The 20,607-nt window shown below is 64.0% G+C and carries 15 protein-coding genes and 2 pseudogenes; 16 read left to right on the top strand and 1 reads right to left on the bottom strand.

The window, feature by feature from the left end; translation table 11 throughout:
• Window positions 1-29: 29 nt before the first annotated feature.
• The 5 genes from pcaF to CBW66_RS03210 all read left to right on the top strand — a co-directional run bounded on the left by pcaF (window position 30) and on the right by CBW66_RS03210 (window position 5,674).
• Entirely contained in the window at window positions 30-1,232 is a 1,203-nt protein-coding gene (gene pcaF / locus CBW66_RS03230; protein ID WP_086137015.1) for a 3-oxoadipyl-CoA thiolase, read from the top strand.
• 152 nt (window positions 1,233-1,384) lie between these two features.
• A complete protein-coding gene (locus tag CBW66_RS03225) occupies window positions 1,385-2,680 on the top strand; it encodes an MFS family transporter (protein WP_086137220.1) in 1,296 nt (431 codons plus the stop codon).
• A gap of 76 nt (window positions 2,681-2,756) precedes the next feature.
• Complete coding sequence (locus CBW66_RS03220) at window positions 2,757-3,452, top strand: fumarylacetoacetate hydrolase family protein (protein ID WP_086137014.1); 696 nt, start codon at window positions 2,757-2,759, stop codon at window positions 3,450-3,452.
• Between the two features lie 18 nt (window positions 3,453-3,470).
• Window positions 3,471-3,794: a thioredoxin family protein gene (locus CBW66_RS03215; RefSeq protein WP_086137013.1), complete on the top strand. Its 324-nt coding sequence runs from the start codon at window positions 3,471-3,473 to the stop codon at window positions 3,792-3,794.
• Window positions 3,795-4,375: 581 nt separating this feature from the next.
• Window positions 4,376-5,674 (top strand): MFS transporter, encoded by a 1,299-nt coding sequence (locus CBW66_RS03210; RefSeq protein WP_086137012.1) that lies wholly within the window; start codon window positions 4,376-4,378, stop codon window positions 5,672-5,674.
• Window positions 5,675-5,738: 64 nt separating this feature from the next.
• Here the strand turns inward: CBW66_RS03210 and CBW66_RS03205 are convergent, their stop codons facing one another.
• Window positions 5,739-6,707, bottom strand: coding sequence for an IS1595 family transposase (locus CBW66_RS03205; protein WP_086137011.1), 969 nt, complete (start codon window positions 6,705-6,707; stop codon window positions 5,739-5,741).
• A 284-nt stretch (window positions 6,708-6,991) separates the two neighbouring features.
• Here CBW66_RS03205 and CBW66_RS03200 point away from each other — a divergent pair, with 284 nt between their 5' ends.
• The 11 genes and pseudogenes from CBW66_RS03200 to iolB all read left to right on the top strand — a co-directional run bounded on the left by CBW66_RS03200 (window position 6,992) and on the right by iolB (window position 20,517).
• Window positions 6,992-8,011, top strand: a complete 1,020-nt coding sequence (locus CBW66_RS03200; RefSeq protein ID WP_086137010.1) for an ABC transporter substrate-binding protein — start codon at window positions 6,992-6,994, stop codon at window positions 8,009-8,011.
• Between the two features lie 203 nt (window positions 8,012-8,214).
• Window positions 8,215-10,389: an iron ABC transporter permease gene (locus tag CBW66_RS03195; RefSeq protein WP_230492106.1), complete on the top strand. Its 2,175-nt coding sequence runs from the start codon at window positions 8,215-8,217 to the stop codon at window positions 10,387-10,389.
• Window positions 10,386-11,471, top strand: a complete 1,086-nt coding sequence (locus CBW66_RS03190; RefSeq protein ID WP_086137008.1) for an ABC transporter ATP-binding protein — start codon at window positions 10,386-10,388, stop codon at window positions 11,469-11,471. The genes CBW66_RS03195 and CBW66_RS03190 overlap by 4 nt, the downstream gene beginning before the upstream one ends.
• Window positions 11,468-12,301, top strand: coding sequence for an inositol monophosphatase (locus CBW66_RS03185; protein ID WP_086137007.1), 834 nt, complete (start codon window positions 11,468-11,470; stop codon window positions 12,299-12,301). Before CBW66_RS03190 ends, CBW66_RS03185 begins: the two co-directional genes overlap by 4 nt.
• A 111-nt stretch (window positions 12,302-12,412) precedes the next feature.
• On the top strand, window positions 12,413-13,507 hold the full coding sequence (locus CBW66_RS03180) for a porin (protein WP_086137006.1): 1,095 nt from the start codon (window positions 12,413-12,415) through the stop codon (window positions 13,505-13,507).
• Window positions 13,508-13,577: 70 nt separating this feature from the next.
• Window positions 13,578-14,567 carry an inositol 2-dehydrogenase gene (gene iolG / locus CBW66_RS03175; RefSeq protein ID WP_086137005.1) on the top strand — a complete coding sequence of 330 codons (990 nt, stop codon included), beginning with the start codon at window positions 13,578-13,580 and terminating at the stop codon, window positions 14,565-14,567.
• Window positions 14,568-14,579: 12 nt separating this feature from the next.
• On the top strand, window positions 14,580-16,526 hold the full coding sequence (iolC, locus tag CBW66_RS03170) for a 5-dehydro-2-deoxygluconokinase (RefSeq protein ID WP_086137004.1): 1,947 nt from the start codon (window positions 14,580-14,582) through the stop codon (window positions 16,524-16,526).
• Window positions 16,523-17,998 (top strand): annotated as a pseudogene (locus CBW66_RS03165) (thiamine pyrophosphate-binding protein); the annotation flags it as partial. The gene iolC and the pseudogene CBW66_RS03165, both read left to right, overlap by 4 nt.
• Window positions 17,999-18,065: 67 nt before the next feature.
• Window positions 18,066-18,731: pseudogene (locus CBW66_RS03160) on the top strand (thiamine pyrophosphate-dependent enzyme); the annotation flags it as partial.
• Between the two features lie 80 nt (window positions 18,732-18,811).
• Window positions 18,812-19,726 carry a myo-inosose-2 dehydratase gene (gene iolE / locus CBW66_RS03155; protein ID WP_086137003.1) on the top strand — a complete coding sequence of 305 codons (915 nt, stop codon included), beginning with the start codon at window positions 18,812-18,814 and terminating at the stop codon, window positions 19,724-19,726.
• Window positions 19,723-20,517 (top strand): 5-deoxy-glucuronate isomerase, encoded by a 795-nt coding sequence (gene iolB, locus CBW66_RS03150; RefSeq protein ID WP_086137002.1) that lies wholly within the window; start codon window positions 19,723-19,725, stop codon window positions 20,515-20,517. The genes iolE and iolB overlap by 4 nt, the downstream gene beginning before the upstream one ends.
• Window positions 20,518-20,607 lie beyond the last annotated feature (90 nt).

The following is a 20,607-nucleotide window of genomic DNA, read 5'->3' as shown; positions in this document are numbered from 1 at the left end:
TTTAATACATTTTCTTGGAGGAAAATAACATGACTGCAGCTTTTATCTGCGACGCCCAGCGTACCCCCTTCGGCCGCTACGGCGGCGGACTGTCCGGCGTGCGCGCCGACGACCTGGGCGCCGTGCCCATCCGTGCCTTGATGGCGCGCAACCCGAACGTGGACTGGGCTGCCGTCACCGACGTGCTGTACGGCTGCGCCAACCAGGCGGGCGAGGACAACCGCAACGTGGCGCGCATGGCGGCCCTGCTGGCGGGCTTGCCCGACAGCGTGCCGGGCGCCACCCTGAACCGCCTGTGCGGCTCGGGCCTGGACGCCATCGGCAGCGCCGCGCGCTTCATCAAGAGCGGCGAAGCGGGCTTGCTGATCGCCGGCGGCGTGGAAAGCATGAGCCGCGCGCCATTCGTCATGGGCAAGGCCGACAGCGCCTTTGCGCGCGGCATGAAAATGGAAGACACGACCATCGGCTGGCGCTTCATCAATCCGCTGATGAAGGCGCAGTACGGTGTCGATTCGATGCCGGAAACGGCGGAAAACGTGGCATCCGATTTCGGCATCAGCCGTCTTGATCAGGATGCGTTCGCCCTGGCCAGCCAGGTCAAGGCGCTGGCGGCGCAGCAGGCGGGCGTGTTCGACAGCGAAATCTGTCCCGTCAGCATCGCGCAGAAGAAGGGCGATCCCATCATCGTTGCCCGCGACGAGCACCCGCGCGCCACCACCCTGGAGACCCTGGCCAAATTGAAACCCGTCGTGCGCGCGGACGGCACGATCACGGCCGGCAACGCGTCCGGCGTCAACGATGGCGCGGCGGCCCTGCTGCTGGCCGACGAGGCGAATGCGGCCCGCTTTGGCCTCACGCCCCGCGCGCGCGTCGTCGCCATGGCGACGGCCGGCGTGGCGCCGCGCATCATGGGCATCGGCCCCGCGCCCGCCACCCTGAAAGTGCTGGCCATGACGGGTTTGACGATGGCCGACTTCGACGTCATCGAGCTGAACGAAGCGTTCGCCGCGCAAGGCCTGGCCGTGCTGCGCCAGCTGGGTGTGCGCGACGACGATGCGCGCGTCAACCCGAACGGCGGCGCCATCGCCCTGGGCCACCCGCTGGGCGCGTCCGGTGCGCGCCTGGCCATGACGGCCGTGAATCAATTGCACCGCACGGGCGGGCGCTATGCGCTGTGCACCATGTGCATCGGCGTGGGCCAGGGTATCGCGCTGGTGCTGGAACGGGTCTGATCCTGCGCGCCCGCAGGTGAAAAAAATTGCCGGCGATACGTATTAACGCGTATGCCGGGCGGCTTTTTGACCCGGATCAAGGGCGTATGATGCAAAACCAGCCCGGGCAACCTGGCTGGCGTTGGCTTTTTCACACGAACAAGAAGATTGATATGACATCCCACGATACTCCGCATGACGTTGCGCAGCTGACTTCCCGGCAGCGCATCAAGGCCATCATTGGCGCTTCCTCCGGTAACCTGGTCGAATGGTTCGACTTCTACATTTACTCGTTCTGCGCGCTGTACTTCTCGCACGCCTTCTTCCCTTCCGGTAACCCGACCACGCAGCTGCTGCAGACGGCCGGCATCTTTGCCGCCGGCTTCCTCATGCGTCCCGTGGGCGGCTGGCTGTTCGGCCGCATCGCCGACAAATACGGCCGCCGCCAGTCGATGATGATTTCCGTGCTGATGATGTGCGGCGGCTCGCTGATGATCGCCGTCATGCCGACGTATGACACCATCGGCGCCTTCGCCCCGTTCCTGCTGCTGGTGGCGCGCCTGTTCCAGGGCCTGTCCGTGGGCGGCGAATACGGCACCAGCGCCACCTACATGAGCGAAGTGTCGGAGTCGGGCAAGCGCGGCTTCTTTGCCTCGTTCCAGTACGTGACCCTGATCGGCGGCCAGTTGCTGGCCTTGCTGGTGCTGGTGGTCTTGCAGCAACTGTTGACCCTGGAAGAGCTGCGCGCCTGGGGCTGGCGCATCCCGTTCGTCTTTGGCGCCCTGGCGGCCCTCGTGTCGCTGAACCTGCGTAAATCCCTGACGGAAACGACCACCGCCAGCGAGCGCAAGGACAAGGATGCGGGCAGCCTGCGCGGTTTGCTCAAGCATAAGCGCGCATTTATCACGGTACTCGGCTTTACGGCCGGCGGCTCGCTCGTGTTCTACACGTTCACCACCTACATGCAGAAATACCTGGTCAACACGGCCGGCATGGATACCAAGACGGCCAGCGCCGTCATGACCTGCGCGCTGTTGGTGTACATGATTCTGCAACCGGTGTTCGGCGCCTTGTCCGACCGCATCGGCCGCCGCACCTCGATGCTGTTCTTTGGCGGCCTGGCCACCCTGTGCGTGCTGCCCATCATGCATGCCTTGAAGGATATTTCCAGCCCGTACGCGGCGTTCGGCCTGATCATCATCGCGCTGGCCATCATCAGCTTCTACACGTCGATCAGCGGCCTGATCAAGGCGGAAATGTTCCCCGTCGAAGTGCGCGCGCTGGGCGTGGGCCTGTCGTACGCGGTGGCCAACGCCATGTTCGGCGGTTCGGCCGAATATGTGGCGCTGCAGTTCAAGGCCTTGCACGTGGAAGAGTATTTCTATTGGTACGTGACCATCATGTGCCTGATTTCCTTCATCGTCGCCATCCGCATGCCGGACCCGAGCCGCTCGGGACTGCTGAAGTAACGTTGTCGTAAAATGGGGGACACTGCGGTGTCCCTTTTTTATCGCCGCCTTTTTATCGTGCCGATCAGGAGTTTTCATGTCGTATGTCATTCCCGCAGCCATCCAGCCCAGCGTTCCCGTCACCGGTAGCGTTGATACTTTTCCTGTCCACCGCATCTATTGCGTAGGCCGCAACTATGTCGACCACGCCAAGGAAATGGGCCATACGGGCCGCGAGGCGCCGTTTTTCTTCATGAAGCCAAACGATGCCGTGCTGCCCGTGCCAGCCGGAACGACGGGCGAGCTGCCGTATCCGGCGCAAACGCAGGATTTCCAGCACGAGATGGAACTGGTGGTGGCCATCGGCAAGGGCGGCAGCGACATCGCCGCCGAGGACGCTATGGGCCACGTGTGGGGTTATGCGATCGGCCTGGACATGACGCGCCGCGACGTGCAGGGCGCGGCAAAAAAACTGGGCCGTCCGTGGGAGACGGGCAAGGCCTTCGAACACTCGGCCCCCATCGGCCCCATCACCCCGGCTGCGCAGGCGGGCGACGTCCAGCATGCCGCCATCACGCTGCACGTGAATGGTGAACTGCGTCAAAGCAGCACTATCGATATGCTGATCTGGAACGTGGCCGAAACCATCGCCGACCTGTCGACCTATTTCACCTTGCAGCCAGGCGACCTGATCTACACGGGCACGCCGGCCGGCGTGGCGGCCGTGCAGCGCGGCGACGAGCTGGTGGGTGCCATCGACGGCCTGGGCGAATTGCGCGTGAAAGTGGTCTGAGCGGACAAGGAGGGCGGCATGATGAACGATACATATTCCTTAGCACAACCCACGCGCGCCGAGATCGACGCCCTGGCGGGCCCGGCCCTGCTGGAATTCGGCACGGGCTGGTGCGGCCATTGCCGCGCCACCAAGGCGCCGCTGGCCGCCGCGTTGGCGCAGTACCCCGGGGTAGCGCATCTGCGCGTGGAGGACGGCCCCGGCCGTGCCCTGGGCCGCTCCTTCAAGGTCAAGCTGTGGCCGACCCTGATTTTTCTGAAAGATGGCCAGGAAGTGGCGCGCCTCGTGCGCCCGCTCGACAGCCGCGAGATCGAGCAGACGTTTGCATTGATTGCTGCGTAGGCCGGCGCAGGTCGGCGTAGGTCGGCTTAGCGCAGCGTAAGCCGACACCACCCCAGCGCCGACACCACCGCACATGCTCCCGCACAACTTCTTGCCGCACCGCAGCACTCCGCGTATGATAAGCCGCTTACAGCAAGATCAACCGCATCCTTCGTGATGCAGCGCGATCATCGCCGGCCCGCTCCACCCGGAGGGGCCGCAGGCAAGGATTCACCACAAATGACCGATGCCGCGATGCCGACGCGCGGGTCTGGTACGGAATGCCTGGCGATACGCCGGGCCTGATACACGTCGCCCATCCCCTGACGCCTTTCCTGCCGTGCCCCGGATAAACCGGATGGCGCACGACCGTTGTTTTTCTAATTCAGCACTGATCACAGCGCGATGGCGCGCGTTGCCGGTAGTTCACTACGGCAACAAAGACCGTTGTTTTTTGTTTGCAAATTTAATAGCAAATGCGCAGCAAATGCATGCGCGCAAGGCTATGATATGTGAACGACACGGAGACAACGTGCTGTGCTGCTGCCTGAAAAAACATCCAGAGAATGGCCTTTAGACACCCTCCCCAAGGAGCGCAGTAAATGAGCAAGCCCCCGAGCACCTCCCCCAAGAAAAATTCCCCCGGCACGGTGCTGTTCGCCAGCCTGATCGGCACCACCATCGAGTTCTTTGACTTCTACATCTACGCCACCGCCGCCGTGCTGGTGTTCCCGAAATTGTTCTTCCCCGCCGGCGACCCGTCGGCCGCCGTGCTGCAATCGCTGGCCACGTTCGCCATCGCCTTCTTCGCCCGCCCCATCGGTTCGGCCGTGTTCGGCCACTTCGGCGACCGCATCGGCCGCAAGGCCACTCTCGTGGCGGCCTTGCTGACCATGGGTATCTCCACCGTCATCATCGGCTTGCTGCCGACGTATGCCGCCATCGGCACCCTGGCGCCGCTGCTGCTGGCGCTGTGCCGTTTCGGCCAGGGCCTGGGCCTGGGCGGCGAGTGGGGCGGCGCGGTGCTGCTGGCAACCGAGAACGCGCCACCGGGCAAACGCGCCTGGTACGGCATGTTCCCGCAGCTGGGCGCGCCGATCGGTTTCTTCCTGTCGGGCGGCATCTTCCTGCTGCTGAGCGAAACCATGACCGATGAGCAGTTCTTCAGCTACGGCTGGCGCATCCCGTTCCTGGCCAGCGCGCTGCTGGTCATCGTCGGCCTGTACGTGCGCCTGAAAATCACGGAAACGCCGGACTTCCAGAAAGTCATCGACAAGAACGAAGTCGTCAAGCTGCCCGTGGCCACCGTGTTCCGCCAGCATGGCCGCATGTTGTTCCTGGGCACCATCATCGCCCTGGCCACCTTCGTGCTGTTCTACCTGATGACGGTGTTCGCGCTGAGCTGGGGCACGACCAAGCTGGGCTTCACGCGCAAGGAATTCCTCGTCGTGCAACTGTTTGCCGTGCTGTTCTTCGCCTTGACGATACCGTTGTCGGCCGTGCTGGCCGACCGCCGCGGCCGCCGCGCCACCCTGATCTGGGTCTCCGTCGCCATCGCCATCTTCGGCCTGGTGCTCGCGCCCATGTTCGGCTCGGGCGTGACGTGGGAAGTGACCGTCTTCATGGCTGTCGGCCTGGGCTTGATGGGCATGACCTACGGACCGCTGGGCACGATGTTGTCCGAGCTGTTCCCGCCTGAAGTGCGCTACACGGGCGCCTCGCTCACGTTCAACCTGGCCGGCATCCTGGGCGCCTCGCTGGCGCCGTACATCGCCACCTGGCTGGCCACCAACTATGGTCTGCAATACGTGGGCTATTACCTGTCGCTGGCGGCCGTGCTGACCCTGGGCGCGCTGCTGATGGTGGGCAAGCCGCGCACGGGCAAGGAAGCCTGGCAGTAACACGCCTCGGATCCCGCAGCACCCGAAAGCCGCCAGCTGTACGCACAGCTGGCGGCTTTTTTGGCTATGTCACCGTCAAATGAGGGAACTCTCCCAGTGTTGCCTTCAATAATGTTTCTGGGGAGCGGATGCGCCCGGCGTCCAGTATCCAGCGCCACGCCAGGTAATTCGGCAAATAACGGCTGGCCACGCCATGGAAGATGCGCAGCCAGCCGCGCAAGCGGCTGTGATACGCGTTGACGTTCTGCACGTGGGCGGCGCCCTGCACGCGGATGCCGGCACGCAAGTTGACGGCCTGGTGACTGATGCCCGCTTCACGCGCGAAGGCGCGATAGGCAGCGTGGCCGTCGGTCATCAGCAAGATGTCCTTGTCGATCACGGGTGGCAGGCAAGCATGCAGCTGCGCCTTGGTCAGCGCCCCTTTTCCCGCGACGAAATCGAGGGTCTGTCCCGTGCGGTCGCGCGCCACCAGGATGCAGACTTGTTCACTGGAAATGCCGCGTTGGCAGGCATGGCCGCCACGGCGGCGCGCCGGACGCGTCAGATGCCGCGCGCCCTTTTCTGACGCCAGCACATACAGTTCGTCCGCTTCGGCGATGCCATGCAGGCAATGGGGCCGGTCCGTCTTGGTCAGGCTTAAAAACCGGTGGCGCCAGCGAAAGGCAGTGTTGCGGTGCACGCCCAGCTGGCTTGCTGCCTTGCGCACGGAAGCCGACTCGAGCAGGCAGTTGGCGTAGTCGAGCCACAAGGTCTTATGGCGCAAGCGCGCCAGCGGCGTGCCGGTGAGCGCATTGAAGGTGCGCCCGCACGGCACGCAACGCCAGCGCTGCAGTCCGTGCGCATGGCCATGCCGGTGCGCATGGCTGCTGTTGCAGGCGGGGCAGTGTAACCGCTGCCGGGCCACGCTTTCGACCAGTGCCACGGCCGCGTTCTGCGATCCTGCCCCGCGCAGCAGAGCAGTGCCCGCCAGACGCTGGCGACGGCTCAGTGCGGCGAACTGGGCGATGAAGGTTTTCCATTCGGCTGACTGCATGGAAGGCTCCCGTTTGTCTGATATGTACAGTCAGACAGCCGGGGCTGGGGAAGATTCCTTGAGTTCCCCTATTTGTCGGGGACAGAGCCGCTTTTTTTGTCGGTAAAACGCCACGCCGCACGCCTGCCGAGATTCTTGTTGACAGTCAAAATCGGCTGGTGGTAAGGTGTGCACACGTGTGCAATGCAGTGCAAGGCCTTAAAAAGCACATCCCGGGACAGTGACACCGCAAGATAGCGGTGCGGTCTGAAGTACCACAACGATAACGAACTTGGAGTGAGACGATGAAGATGCGCAATGTTGCGATTGCTATAAGCCTGGCCCTGCCGATGACGGCCATGGCCGCCGAGGAACGCCTGTCCGTGCTGTGCTCGGCCGACATGGAATGGTGCCAGCTGATGAAGAACCGCTTCGAGGCGGAAAGCAAGATCAAGGTATCGATGATCAGGAAGAGCGCCGGGGAAGCCTACGCGAAGATCCGCGCCGAAGCGTCGAACCCGAAATCGGACATCTGGTGGGGCGGCACGGGCGACCCGCACCTGCAGGCCGCCGCCGAAGGTTACACGGAAGAATACAAGTCGCCCACCCTGCCCAAGCTGCAGCCGTGGGCGCTCAAGCAGGCCGAGACGGCCAAGTACCGCACCGTCGGCATCTACATCGGCATCCTGGGCCTGGCCTACAACGAAAACGTGCTGAAGAAGAAAAACCTGCCGCCGCCCCAGTGCTGGAAAGACCTGGTCAAGCCCGCCTACAAGGGCGAGATCGAGATGGCCAACCCGAACTCCTCGGGCGCCGCCTACAACGCGCTGGCCACCGTGGTGCAGCTGTTCGGCGAAGAGGAAGCGTTCGACTTTCTGGCGAAAATGGGCCAGAACGTCAGCAAATACCCGAACGCGGGCGTGGCGCCGGGCGAGGACGTGGGCCGCGGCGAAGCGGGCGTGGCCATCGGCTTCATGCATGATCTGATGAAACTCACCGTGGCCGGCTTTCCCGTGAAAGTCTTGCCGCCCTGCGAAGGCACCGGCTACGAGATCGGCTCGATGAGCATCGTCAAGGGCGCGAAAAACATGGAACAGGCAAAGAAATTCTATGAATTCGCCCTGCGTCCCGACGTGCAGAGCGAAGCCGTCAAAGCGCTGGCCTTCCAGATCCCGTCGAACATCGCCGCCACCATTCCCGCCGCCTCGCCGCGCCTGGAAAACATCAAGACCATCAACTACGACTTCGCCAAGTATGGCGCGTCGGACACGCGCAAGCGCTTATTGCAACGCTGGACCACGCAGATTTACTCTGCCGGCAATTAACGCGCGCCAAAACTTACTGCGCGTCGCGACTTGCAGCCTGCGATGCTCACTGTGCTAGCGCACAGCTGCGCGTCTCGGCCGCAACTCACTGCCGCTCGCTACAGTTTTGGCAGGCGTTAAACCTATATCAATTGCTCAAAACGTCTGGAATACAGGGCGCACCGCGCAACAGAATTTCAGACGTTCATAGTTGGATGAAACTCATGAAAAAGATATTTTACGGCTGGCTGCTGGCCGCTTTGGCAGCGTTGTGCCTGTTGCCCTGGCAGCAGCAGGAAGCGGGCCTGTTCGCCGGCGAATGGTTGCGCGACGGCCAGTTCTTCAGTGAGCGTGGCGCGCCGGCCGTGCTGCACCTGCTGTCGTTCGGCGCCTGGCCGCTGGGCGTGTTCTTTGCCCTGATCGCCGCCAGCGCCGCGCTGGTGGCCGGCAATCCCCACCGCAAGACCCTGGGCCTGGGCCAGATCGCCCTCGGCGGCGCTGGCCTGCTGTGGCTGGCATGGCTGGGCTGGGGGCCGCTGGCCGCCGGCACCGGCCTCGGTTTCGGCGCGCTGCTGCTGGCGCTGTGCCTGCTGTTCCTGCTCACGTCGGGCGCCGCCGCCTGCGGCGTGTGCCGCGGCGACGCCTTCGTCGCCGGCGCCATCGGCCTCATCATCTGCCTCATCTCCCTGTTCGTGCTGTTCCCCGTCGCGCTGATCCTCGTCAGCGCCGGCCAGCCCCTGGACGATGGCGGCACGGGCGCCGCCGCCCTGGCGCGCCGCCTGGCGGACCCCGGCATCTGGAGCCTCAATTGCGTGGCCGGTCCCGGCCGCTGCGGCGTGGCCTGGAACACCCTGGCGCTGGCCCTGCTGACGGGCGTCTCGGCCACCTTCCTCGGCCTCGTGTTCGCCCTGCTGGTGACGCGCACCAACGGCCGCTGGGTACGCCCCATGCGCGCCATCACCATCTTGCCGATCGTCACGCCGCCGTTCGTGCTGGGCCTGGCGCTGATCCTGCTGTTCGGCCGCAACGGCGCCATCACGGGCCTGGTCGGCGAGTTGTTTGGCATCGGGCAAAGCCGCTGGCTGTACGGCATGACGGGCGTGTGGCTGTCGCAGATGCTGGCCTTTGCGCCGATCGCCTTCATGACGTTAATTGGTGTGGTGGAAGGCGTCAGCCCCTCGCTGGAAGAAGCGTCGGGCACCCTGGGCGCGAGCAGCTGGCAAACCTTCGTCCAGGTCTCCTTGCCGCTGATGCGTCCCGGCATCGCCAATGCTTTTTTGCTGTGCTTTATCGAAAGCATGGCCGACTTCGGCAACCCGATGGTTTTGGGCGGCAACTTCCACGTGCTGTCGACGGAAATCTTCTTTTCCGTGGTGGGCGCCTCGAACGACCAGGGCCGCGCGGCCACCTTGGCCATCGTGCTGCTGACCTTTGCCGTGGGTGCCTTCTTCATCCAGAACCTGTGGTTGGGCAAGAAATCGTATGTGACGGTGACGGGCAAGGCCGACCACGGCGGCCACGCCTCGCTCAACCCGCGCCTGAAAACCACCTTGTGGACCATCGCCCTGCCATGGTTCGCCTTCACGGCCCTGATCTACGGCACGGTGGTGGCGGGCGGCTTCGTGAACAACTGGGGCCAGGACAATGGCTTCACCTTGCGCCATTACATCGACGCCTTCGGCATCACGGCGGGCGCGTCCGGCTGGCACTGGACGGGCCAGGCCTGGCCGTCGCTGTTCACCACCCTGACGATTTCGGCCATCGCCGCGCCCTTGACGGCCTTTGTCGGCATCCTGTCGGCCTGGCTGCTGGTGCGTCAGCAATTCGCCCTGAAGAGCGCGTTCGAGTTCGGCACCATGCTCAGCTTTGCCATTCCCGGCACCGTCATCGGCATCAGCTACATCCTGGCGTTCAACTCGGCGCCGATCGAGTTGACGGGCACGGCGACGATTCTGATCCTGTGCTTTGTCTTCCGCAACATGCCGATGGGCTTGCGCACGGGCATCGCCGCAATGCGCCAGCTCGACGGCAGTCTGGACGAGGCGTCGATCACCCTGGGCGCCAGCAGCTGGACCACCATGCGCAAGGTCATCCTGCCGCTGCTGCGCCCGGCCATCGCCTCGGCCCTCGTGTATGGCTTCGTGCGTTCTATCACGTCGATCTCGGCCGTCGTCTTCCTCGTCAGCGCCGACTACGACATGGCCACGTCCTACATCATCGGCCTGGTGTCGAACGGCAACTACGGCACGGCCATCGCCTACGCCACGGTGCTGATCGTCATCATCCTGCTGTGCATCCAATTGATCCATTTGCTGGTCGGCAAGCGCCGCCTTCGCCGCGTCAGCGCCGAAAAAACGCTGCCGGCCGCCGTTCCCAACCTGGAAAAGAGCTACGCATGAACCACTTTACTACCCAAGCAACAGAGCTTGCCGCGCTGGAATTCGATGGTGTTACCAAGCGCTATGGCAAGGCCCTGGCCGTGAACGATGTGTCGTTCACGATCGCCCCGCGCACCATGGTCACCCTGCTGGGCCCCAGCGGCTGCGGCAAGACGTCCACCCTGCGCCTGATCGCGGGCCTGGAACGCGTCAGCGCCGGGCGCATCCTGCTGGCCGGCGAGGACGTCACCCTGACCTCCGCCGCCGAGCGCGACGTCAGCATGGTGTTTCAGAGTTATGCACTGTTTCCGCACATGACGGTGCTCGACAACGTGTGCTACGGCCTCGTCGTCTCCGGTGAAACCAAGCCGCGCGCCATCGAACGGGCACAGGAAAGCCTGCGCCTGGTGGGACTGGCCGACTTTGCCGCGCGCTTCCCGAACGAGTTGTCGGGCGGCCAGCAGCAGCGGGTCGCCGTGGCCCGCTCGCTGGTGCTGCAGCCCAAGGTCTTGCTGCTGGACGAGCCGCTGTCGAACCTCGACACGAAACTGCGCCGCCGCGTGCGCGACGAGATCCGCGACATCCAGGTCAAGCTGGGCTTGACGGCCGTGTACGTCACGCATGACCAGGAAGAGGCGCTGGCCATTTCCGACCAGATCATCGTCATGAACCGCCAGGTGATCGCGCAAAAGGGCTCGCCGCACGAGCTGTTCGAGTCGCCGGCCGACAAGTTCGTCGCCGACTTCATCTGCAACGCCAACATCGTCGATGGCGTGATCGAGTCGGTGGCCGACGGCAAGGCCGTCTGCGTCATGGGCAAGCTGCGGCTCCGGCTGCCATGCCGCAGCCAGCGCAGCGGCGAAGCGAGTTTCGCCGTGCGTCCGGAAGCGATCCTGCTGTCGCCCGCGCAGCCCGACAGCGCCATGGTGGTGCGCGTGGCGCGCGCCACTTATCTGGGACGCGAAATGCAATACACGCTCGAGACGCCGGTCGGCGAACTGTTTGCCGTCTCGCACGACTTGAGCCAGGTTTTCACGCAAGGCACATCGGTCGCCATGACCGTACACGAACATGGCGCAGCCATCATTGGAGGACAAGCATGACAGATATGACACAGGCAGCGGTACTGTCCGACGCGGCGACCCTGGAACGCTATGCCTACGCCCGGCACATCATTCGCCAGGCGGGCGGGATTGCGCTGGGCATGTTCCAGCGCCGCACGGAACTGGTGATCGAGGAAAAGGGCTTGCAGGACATGGTCAGCATCGCCGACCGCATGGTCGAGGATTTCCTGCGCGCGCAGATCGCCGAGCGCTTCCCGGACGACGCCGTGGTGGGCGAGGAGCGGGGCGGCGGCGCGTCCGGCGCGCGCTGCGTGTGGGTCATCGATCCCATCGACGGCACGGCCTGTTTTGTCAACGGCATGCTGGCCTGGTGCGTGTCGATCGGCGTGCTGGTCGACGGCCAGCCCGCCATCGGCGCCGTGTACGACCCGAATGCGGACGAGCTGTTCCACGCCTGCCTGGGGCAAGGTGCGCATGTGACGGCGAAGGCCGGCGAAACGCGGCTGCGCATCAACGACGTGGCCAGCCTGCAGGGCGGCGTGCTGGGCGTGGGCTTTTCGCACCGCGTGGGCACCGGTACTTTCCTGCCCTTTTTGCGCGACGTGCTGGAAGGGGGCGGCATGTTCATCCGCAACGGCTCCGGCGCGCTGATGATCGCCTACGTGGCGGCCGGGCGCCTGATCGGCTATTTCGAGCCGCACATCAATTCCTGGGATTGCCTGGCGGGCATCGTGCTCGTCAACGAGGCGGGCGGGCGCTGCAATGATTTCCTGGCCGATAACGGTCTGGAAAAGGGCAACCCCATCCTGGTGGGCGGGCCCCGCCTGTATCCGCAACTGGCGGCGCTGGCCTTGCCGCGTTGTGCCTGAAGACATCGACTGGAAAGGGAGGGCAGGCGTCCGGCGAGGGACGCATGTAGTGGCAACACGCTGTTGAGCATCATGAGTAATCCACCATCATAAAAACAAGCAGGAGACAACATGAAAAACGGGATGAACACCATGCAGTTGAACAAGATCGCCGCCGTATTGTTGCTGGTCGCACCAGGCTGCGTGCTGGCCGAATCGAGCGTCGTCGTGTACGGCCGCATCCACGCGGGCTTCGACCGTATCGAAACGTCGAGCTCGGCCACGGCGCCGAATGGCGAATCGGTATCGCGCGTATCGGACAATTCTTCGAAGATCGGCTTTCGTGGACGTGAAGACTTGGGCAATGGCAACACGGCCTTCTTCCAGATCGAAGGCAATGCCAAGCTCGACGATGGCACGGGCGCCATCAATAGCAAGGATACCTTTGTCGGGCTGGAAAACCCCGCCTATGGCCGCATCGCGCTGGGCCGCTTCGCCACGCCGATCCGCCAGATCAACGGCTACACCAACCGTTTCGTGGGCGAAGGCATCCAGGATGACGCCAACATTTCTCAGCTGGGCGGCGAAGGCTTCAACCGCCGCAGTTCGAACGCCGTCAGCTACCGCACGCCCGTGGTGCAAGGCTTCAGCGCGACGATTTACCGCGCCAGCGAAAACGAGGCATCGAACGGCGACCGCATCTATTCGGGCATCGTGCAATACGCAAACGGTCCCATCAAGGGCGCCGTCGGCTATGAAAAGCACAAGGACTTGCGTCCCGGCTTCAGCGAAAAGATGTTCCGCGCCGTGGGCAATTACAACTTCGGCGGCGGCGACGTGGGCGTGGCCTGGAACCGCATGGTGTATGACGTGGCCGGCGGCGACTTGCAGCGCGACTACTTCACCATCACGGGCGCCTACAAGGCGGGCGGCGGTTCCTTCATCGGCCGTTTCGGCGTGGCAGGCGACGTGTCGGGCAGCGCGCCCAACGGCAGCAGCGTGACCATCAAGGCCACCACGCTGGTGCGCGGCGACGACAGCGGCGCCAAGCAGGCGACCCTGGGCTACGAGTATTACTTGTCCAAGCGCAGCACCGTGTATGCCTATTACACGCAAACCAATAACGACAAGAACGCCAACTACACGTTTGGCGGCAATGCCTTCGCCGCCACCAAGAAGGGTGCCAAGCTCAGCGGTGTAATGCTGGGCGTCATCCACCTGTTCTAACTTTTTTTGCCCGAATTTGCACACGTGTGCAAATTCGGGCTGCCTTACCCCGACTATCAAGGAGATGGAAATGATTCAAGTGGCATTGTTCGGCGCCGGGCGCATCGGCCGCATTCACGCCGGCAATCTGGTACGCCAGCCCGGCGTGCGCCTGAAATACGTGGTCGACGTGCATGCGGGCGCGGCGGCGGAAGTGGCGGCCCTGCATGGCGCCAGCGTCGCCAGCGTGGAGGCCGTGCTGACCGACCCGGCAGTCAAGGCCGTGCTGATCGCGTCGAGCACGGATACGCATGCGGACCTGATCGTGCGCGCGGCGGCCGCCGGCAAGGCCATCTTTTGCGAAAAGCCCGTCGACCTGACTCTGGAGCGCGCGCGCGCCGCCGCCGCTGCCGTCAAGGACGCGGGCGTGCTGTGCATGATCGGCTTCCAGCGCCGCTACGACCCCACGTTTGCCGCCGTCAAGCAGCGCATCGCGGCGGGCGAGATCGGCACGCCGGAGATGCTCATCGTCACCAGCCGCGATCCGGGCCCGCCGCCCGTCAGCTACATCCAGGTCTCGGGCGGCATCTTCAAGGATATGCTGATCCACGATTTCGACATCTTCCGCTGGATACTCGACGATGAAGCCGTCAGCGTGCACGCCACGGGCAGCTGCCTCGTCGATCCGGCCATCGGCGCGGCTGGCGACCTCGATACGGCCGCCGTCACCCTCCGCACGGCCCAGGGCCGCTTGTGCCAGATCAACACCACGCGCCGCGCCGCCTACGGCTACGACCAGCGTTTCGAGGTGCTGGGCAGCGCCGGTATGCTGCAGGCGGGCAACCACAAGCCGACGGAAGTAACCGCCTATGGCGCCGCTAACGTCAGCGTGGACAAGCCGGAAGACTTTTTCCTGGAACGCTACCGCGCCGCCTACGCCAGCGAAATGGCGCACTTTTTCGATGCCTTTGCCCATGGCGCAGCGCTGCGCACCACCGTTCACGATGGCTTGAAAGCCCTGGAACTGGCCGAAGCGGCCACCGTGTCGTGGCGCGAGCAGCGCATCGTGCAACTGTCATAAGGAAACAATGCCATGAAGAATACGACTGAATTTGCCCAGGGCCGCGCGCTCGACGTGATCTGCCTGGGCCGCCTGGCGGTGGACCTGTACGCGCAGCAGATCGGCAGCTCCCTGGAAGACGCGAGCAGTTTCGCCAAATACCTGGGCGGCTCGTCGGCCAATATCGCCTTCGGCACGGCCCGGCTGGGCCTGAAGTCCGCCATGCTGTCGAAAGTGGGCGACGACCATATGGGCCGTTTCTTGACGGATACCTTGGCCAAAGAAGGCTGCGACGTCAGTCACGTCGGCATCGACCGCGAGCGGCTCACCGCCCTCGTCATGCTGGGCATCAAGGATAAAAACACGTTTCCGCTGATTTTCTACAGGGAAAATTGCGCCGACATGGCCATCGAAGCGTCCAGCGTCGACGCCGCCTTTATCGCTTCCAGCAAAGCGTTATTAATCACCGGCACGCATTTCTCGACGAGCGCCATGCATGGCGTCAGCACGCAGGCATTGAAACTGGCGCGCGCCAATAATGTACGCACCGTGCTCGACATCGATTACCGGCCCGTGCTGTGGGGCTTGTCCGGCAAGGCGGATGGCGAAACGCGTTTCGTCTCGAACGACGGCGTGACGCGCCACTTGCAGGCCATCCTGCCGCAGTTCGACCTGATCGTCGGCACGGAAGAGGAATTCATGATCGCCGGCGGCGGCGCCGACATCATGGCCAGCTTGCGCGCCGTGCGGGCCGCCACCCTGGCCACCCTCGTTGTCAAGCGCGGCTCGCTGGGCAGCGCCGTCATCGACAATGTGGTGCCGGCCAGTTTGGATGACGCGTATAACTACCGTGGCGTGCGCGTGGAAGTGCTGAACGTGCTGGGCGCGGGCGACGCTTTCCTGTCGGGATTCCTGAAAGGCTGGCTGCGCGGCGAAGATTACGAGGCCTGCTGCCGCTACGCGAACGGCTGCGGCGCCCTCGTCGTGTCGCGCCACGGCTGCGCGCCGGCCATGCCGTCGCCCGTCGAACTCGACTATTTCCTGGCCAATGCGGCGAAACTGACCCGTCCTGACCAGGACGCCACCCTGGCGCGCTTGCACCGCACGACGGTAGCGCGCAAACAGTGGAATGAGCTGTGCGTGTTTGCCTTCGATCACCGTACGCAATTCTTTGAGCTGGCCCAGCAGGGCGTGAGCGATGAAGCGCGGATTTCACAGCTCAAGCAATTGTTCGTGCAAGCCGTGGGCCAGACGGAGGCGGCGCGCGGCTTGCAGGGCGGCACGGGCGTGCTGATCGATGACCGCTATGGCGTCGATGCGCTCAACGATGCGACCGGGCGCGGCTGGTGGATAGGCCGTCCCGTCGAAATGCCGGGCTCGAACCCGCTGCAATTCGACTGGGGCCGTTCGCTGGCATCGCGGTTGACGCAGTGGCCGAAGGAACACGTGATCAAGTGCCTAGTGCAGCTGCACCCGGACGATACGCCGGAAAACCGGCTGGAGCAGGAAGCGCAAATCAAGGGCTTGTACGACGCGGCGCAGCTCACGGGTCATGAATTGCTGCTGGAAATTATCCCTGCCAAGTCACTGCCCCAGCACGACGACACCGTGTATCGCGCAGTAAAACGCTTGTACAACCTCGGCATCTATCCGGAATGGTGGAAGCTGGAAAGCATGTCAGCGCAGCAATGGCAATCCATCGATGCCCTCGTGCACGAGCGCGATCCGTATTGCCGTGGTGTCGTATTACTTGGCTTGAACGCACCCATCGCCGCCCTGGCCGACAGTTTTGAGCAGGCCAGTGCCAGCAGCACCTGCCGCGGCTTCATGGTGGGCCGCACCATCTTCCAGGAACCGAGCCGCCGCTGGCTGGCCGGCGAACTCGACGATACTGGCCTGATCGCCGCCGTGCGCGCCAATTTCGAGCAGCTTATTTCGCTGTGGCAGCGTACGCGCAACCGCCTGGAGCGTGCGGCATGAGCGCCACGATTCGTTTAACCATGGCGCAGGCGCTGGTGCGCTACTTGTCGGTATTGCGCACGGAAGAGGGCGAACCTGTGTTCGGCGGCGCCTTCGCCATCTTTGGCCACGGCAACGTCGCCGGCATGGGCGAGGCGCTATACCAGTACCGCGAGCAATTTCCCACCTACCGCGCCCACAATGGACAGGCGATGNCAGCGTACGCGCAACCGCCTGGAGCGTGCGGCATGAGCGCCACGATTCGTTTAACCATGGCGCAGGCGCTGGTGCGCTACTTGTCGGTATTGCGCACGGAAGAGGGCGAACCTGTGTTCGGCGGCGCCTTCGCCATCTTTGGCCACGGCAACGTCGCCGGCATGGGCGAGGCGCTATACCAGTACCGCGAGCAATTTCCCACCTACCGCGCCCACAATGAACAGGCGATGGCGCACTCGGCCATCGCCTACGCGAAAGCCCACATGCGCCTGCGCATGCTGGCCGTCACCACTTCCATCGGTCCCGGCGCCACCAACCTGCTGACGGCGGCCGCGCTGGCCCACGTCAACCGCTTGCCCGTGCTCTTGTTGCCCGGCGACGTGTTTGTCTCGCGCGCACCGGACCCCGTCTTGCAGCAGCTGGAAGATGGCACGGACGGCAGCGTCTCCGTCAACGATGCTTTTAAACCTTTGTCGCGCTATTTCGACCGCATCGTGTATCCGGAGCAATTGCTCACGGCCTTGCCGCGCGCGATTGCCGCCTTGACGCACCCGGCCGCCTGCGGTCCCGTGACCTTGTCCCTGCCGCAAGACGTGCAGACGATGGCCTACGATTATCCGGCCGATTTCTTCGAACCGAGGACCGTGCGCTTCCGCGCCGTGCCGCCCGTCGAGCAGGAGCTGGAAGAGGCGGCGTTGCTGTTGAAGAACGCGAAACAGCCCTTGATCGTCGCCGGTGGCGGCGTGTTGTACGGCCAGGCCGGCGCCGCCCTGCAGGCGTTTGCCGAACGGCACGGCATTCCCGTGGCGGAAACCCAGGCCGGCAAAAGTTCCTTGCCGTGGGACCATCCGCTGCAGCTGGGCGCCATCGGCGTCACCGGATCGCCCGCCGCGAACGCGCTGGCGGCGGACGCGGACGTGGTGCTGGCCGTCGGCACGCGCCTGCAGGATTTCACGACGGGGTCCAACTCCCTGTTTGCGCAGGCGCAACTGGTCAGCCTGAACGTCAACGCTTTCGATGCGCTGAAACGCCGCGGCCTGGGCGTGCAGGCGGACGCGACCCTGGGCTTGCAGGGACTGTCGCGGCTGCTGGGTGGCTGGCACAGCGCGGGCCAGTGGCTGGAGCGGGCACAGCAGGAGGCGCATGCGTGGCGCGCCACCGTGCTGGCCATTACCGGCAAACGGGAAGTGGCCGGCTTGCCATACGACGGCGAAGTCATCGGCGCCGTGCAGCGTTCCTCCAAGGATTCCACCACCCGCGACATTGTCGTCTGCGCGGNAGCAGGAGGCGCATGCGTGGCGCGCCACCGTGCTGGCCATTACCGGCAAACGGGAAGTGGCCGGCTTGCCATACGACGGCGAAGTCATCGGCGCCGTGCAGCGTTCCTCCAAGGATTCCACCACCCGCGACATTGTCGTCTGCGCGGCCGGTACCTTGCCGGCCGAGCTGCACAAGCTGTGGAGAACATCGACACCGGGCGGCTACCATATGGAATACGGCTACTCGTGCATGGGTTATGAAATCGCCGGCGGCCTGGGCGTCAAGATGGCGCAGCCTGAGTCGGAAGTCATCGTCATGGTGGGCGACGGCAGCTATCTGATGATGAATTCGGAAATCGCCACCTCCGTCATGCTCGACAAAAAACTGATCATCGTCGTGCTCGACAACCGCGGCTATGGCTGCATCAACCGCCTGCAGCAGGCGTGCGGCAATGCCTCGTTCAACAATATGTTGCCCGACAGCGCACCGCGCATCGACTTCGCCCTGCATGCGCGGTCGCTGGGCGCGCTATCCGAACACGTTGCCAACATTGGCGAACTGGAACAGGCCATGCTGCGCGCCCGCGCCGCTGCGCGCACCTATTTGATCTGCATCGACACGGACGACACGCGCACGACGCAAGAGGGCGGTTGCTGGTGGGAAGTGGCCGTGCCCGAAGTGTCGACTCAGCCCGGCGTGCAAGCTGCGCGTGCCCGTTATGAAAATGATCGCCTGAAACAAAGGAATTGAAATGACTACCTGGAATGTACGCATCGGCATCAACCCGATCTCGTGGATGCACGACGATCGCCTGAAACAAAGGAATTGAAATGACTACCTGGAATGTACGCATCGGCATCAACCCGATCTCGTGGATGAACGACGATTTGCCCAGCCTGGGCGGCGAGACCCCGCTGGAAACGGCGTTGAAAGAGGGCGCCGAGATCGGCTATGTAGGCTTTGAACTGGGCAACAAGTTTCCGAAAGATGCCCCGGCCCTGAACGCCGTGCTGGGCAAGTATGGTCTGGCATGTGTCTCCGGCTGGTATTCGGGCCGCCTGGCGCACCGCTCGGTGGAAGAGGAGATCGCCTCCGTGGCATCGCATTTACGCTTGCTGGCCGACAGCGGCGCCACCGTCATGGTCTACGGCGAAGTGGCCGACGCCATCCAGGGCGAAGCGCGCCCCTTGTATAAACGCCCGCGTTTCCAGTCGCAGCAGCAATGGCAGGACTACGCCGACAAATTGACGGCGTTTGCCGCCCACTTGCTGGCGCATGGCGTGCGCCTGGCCTATCACCACCACATGGGCGCCTACGTGGAAACGCCGGCCGACGTGGATCAATTGATGGCCCTGACGGGAACCGAGGTCGGCTTGCTGTTCGACACGGGCCACATCACCTTTGCCGGCGGCGACGCCTTGGCGGTTTTAAATAAGCATATCGACAGGATTTGCCACGTGCATTGCAAGGACGTGCGGCCCAACGTGGTGAAACTGGCCCGCAATGGCCACTGGAGTTTCTTGCAGGCCGTCATCAATGGCGCCTTCAGCGTGCCCGGCGATGGCAGCATCGACTTCCCCGCGATTTTGACGCGGCTGTATCTGCACGGCTACGCAGGCTGGCTGGTGGTGGAAGCGGAGCAAGACCCGGCCGTGGCCCCCAGCTATCAATACGCGAAGATGGGCCACGATTACCTGGCGCGACTGGTCGACGCGATCCCTCGCCTGGGTCGGGAGGCGGCATGAGCCCGCTGCTGGTCAAGGCAAAGTCCGGTTCCACCATCGTCGAAGTCACGCCGGCATCGGCCGGCTGGACGCACGTGGGCTTTGCCGCGCACAGGTTGCAGGACGGCGAACACATCAGCCTGGAGACGGGCCGCCGCGAACTGTGCCTCGTCGTGCTGACGGGCACGGTGACTGTCCGGGCCGGCGAACAGGAATGGCGCGCGATCGGCAAGCGTCAAAGCGTCTTCGAGGACGTCTCGCCCTACGCCGTGTATGTGCCGCTGGAAACAGCGGTCAGCATCACTGCGGAGAGCAAGGCTGAAGTGGCCCTGTGCAGCGCGCCGGCCACGACCAAGCGCCCGGCGCGCCTCATCGACCCGGCTTCCATGACGCGTTCCGTGCGCGGCCAGGGCGCGAATACCCGCTATGTGTGCGACATCCTGCCGCAGACGGAAGAGGCGGACGGCTTGCTGGTGGTCGAGGTTGTCACGCCGTCCGGCCATTCGTCCAGCTATCCGCCGCACAAGCACGACAGCGACAATGTGCCGCTGGAAAGTTCGCTGGAAGAAACCTATTACCACCGCCTCCATCCCGAACAGGGCTTTGCCTACCAGCGCGTTTATACGGATGACCGCTCCATCGATGAAGCCATGGCCGTGGAAAACCACGACGTGGTGATGGTGCCCAGGGGCTATCACCCCGTCACCGTGCCGTATGGCTACGACGGCTATTACCTGAACGTGATGGCCGGTCCCAAACGGGTCTGGCATTTTAAAAACGATCCGCCCCATGACTGGCTGATGACGAAATAACCAAGGACAAGACAATGACGACCCCGATGATCGGCCACTTTATTGGTGGCAACCCCATGGCCTCGCGCTCGGAGCGCACGAGCGAGGTGT

Origin of the sequence: Janthinobacterium sp. GW456P (assembly GCF_002127655.1) — a bacterium.
GTDB lineage: Bacteria > Pseudomonadota > Gammaproteobacteria > Burkholderiales > Burkholderiaceae_D > Janthinobacterium.
This window is presented reverse-complemented; position numbering and strand designations above follow the sequence as displayed.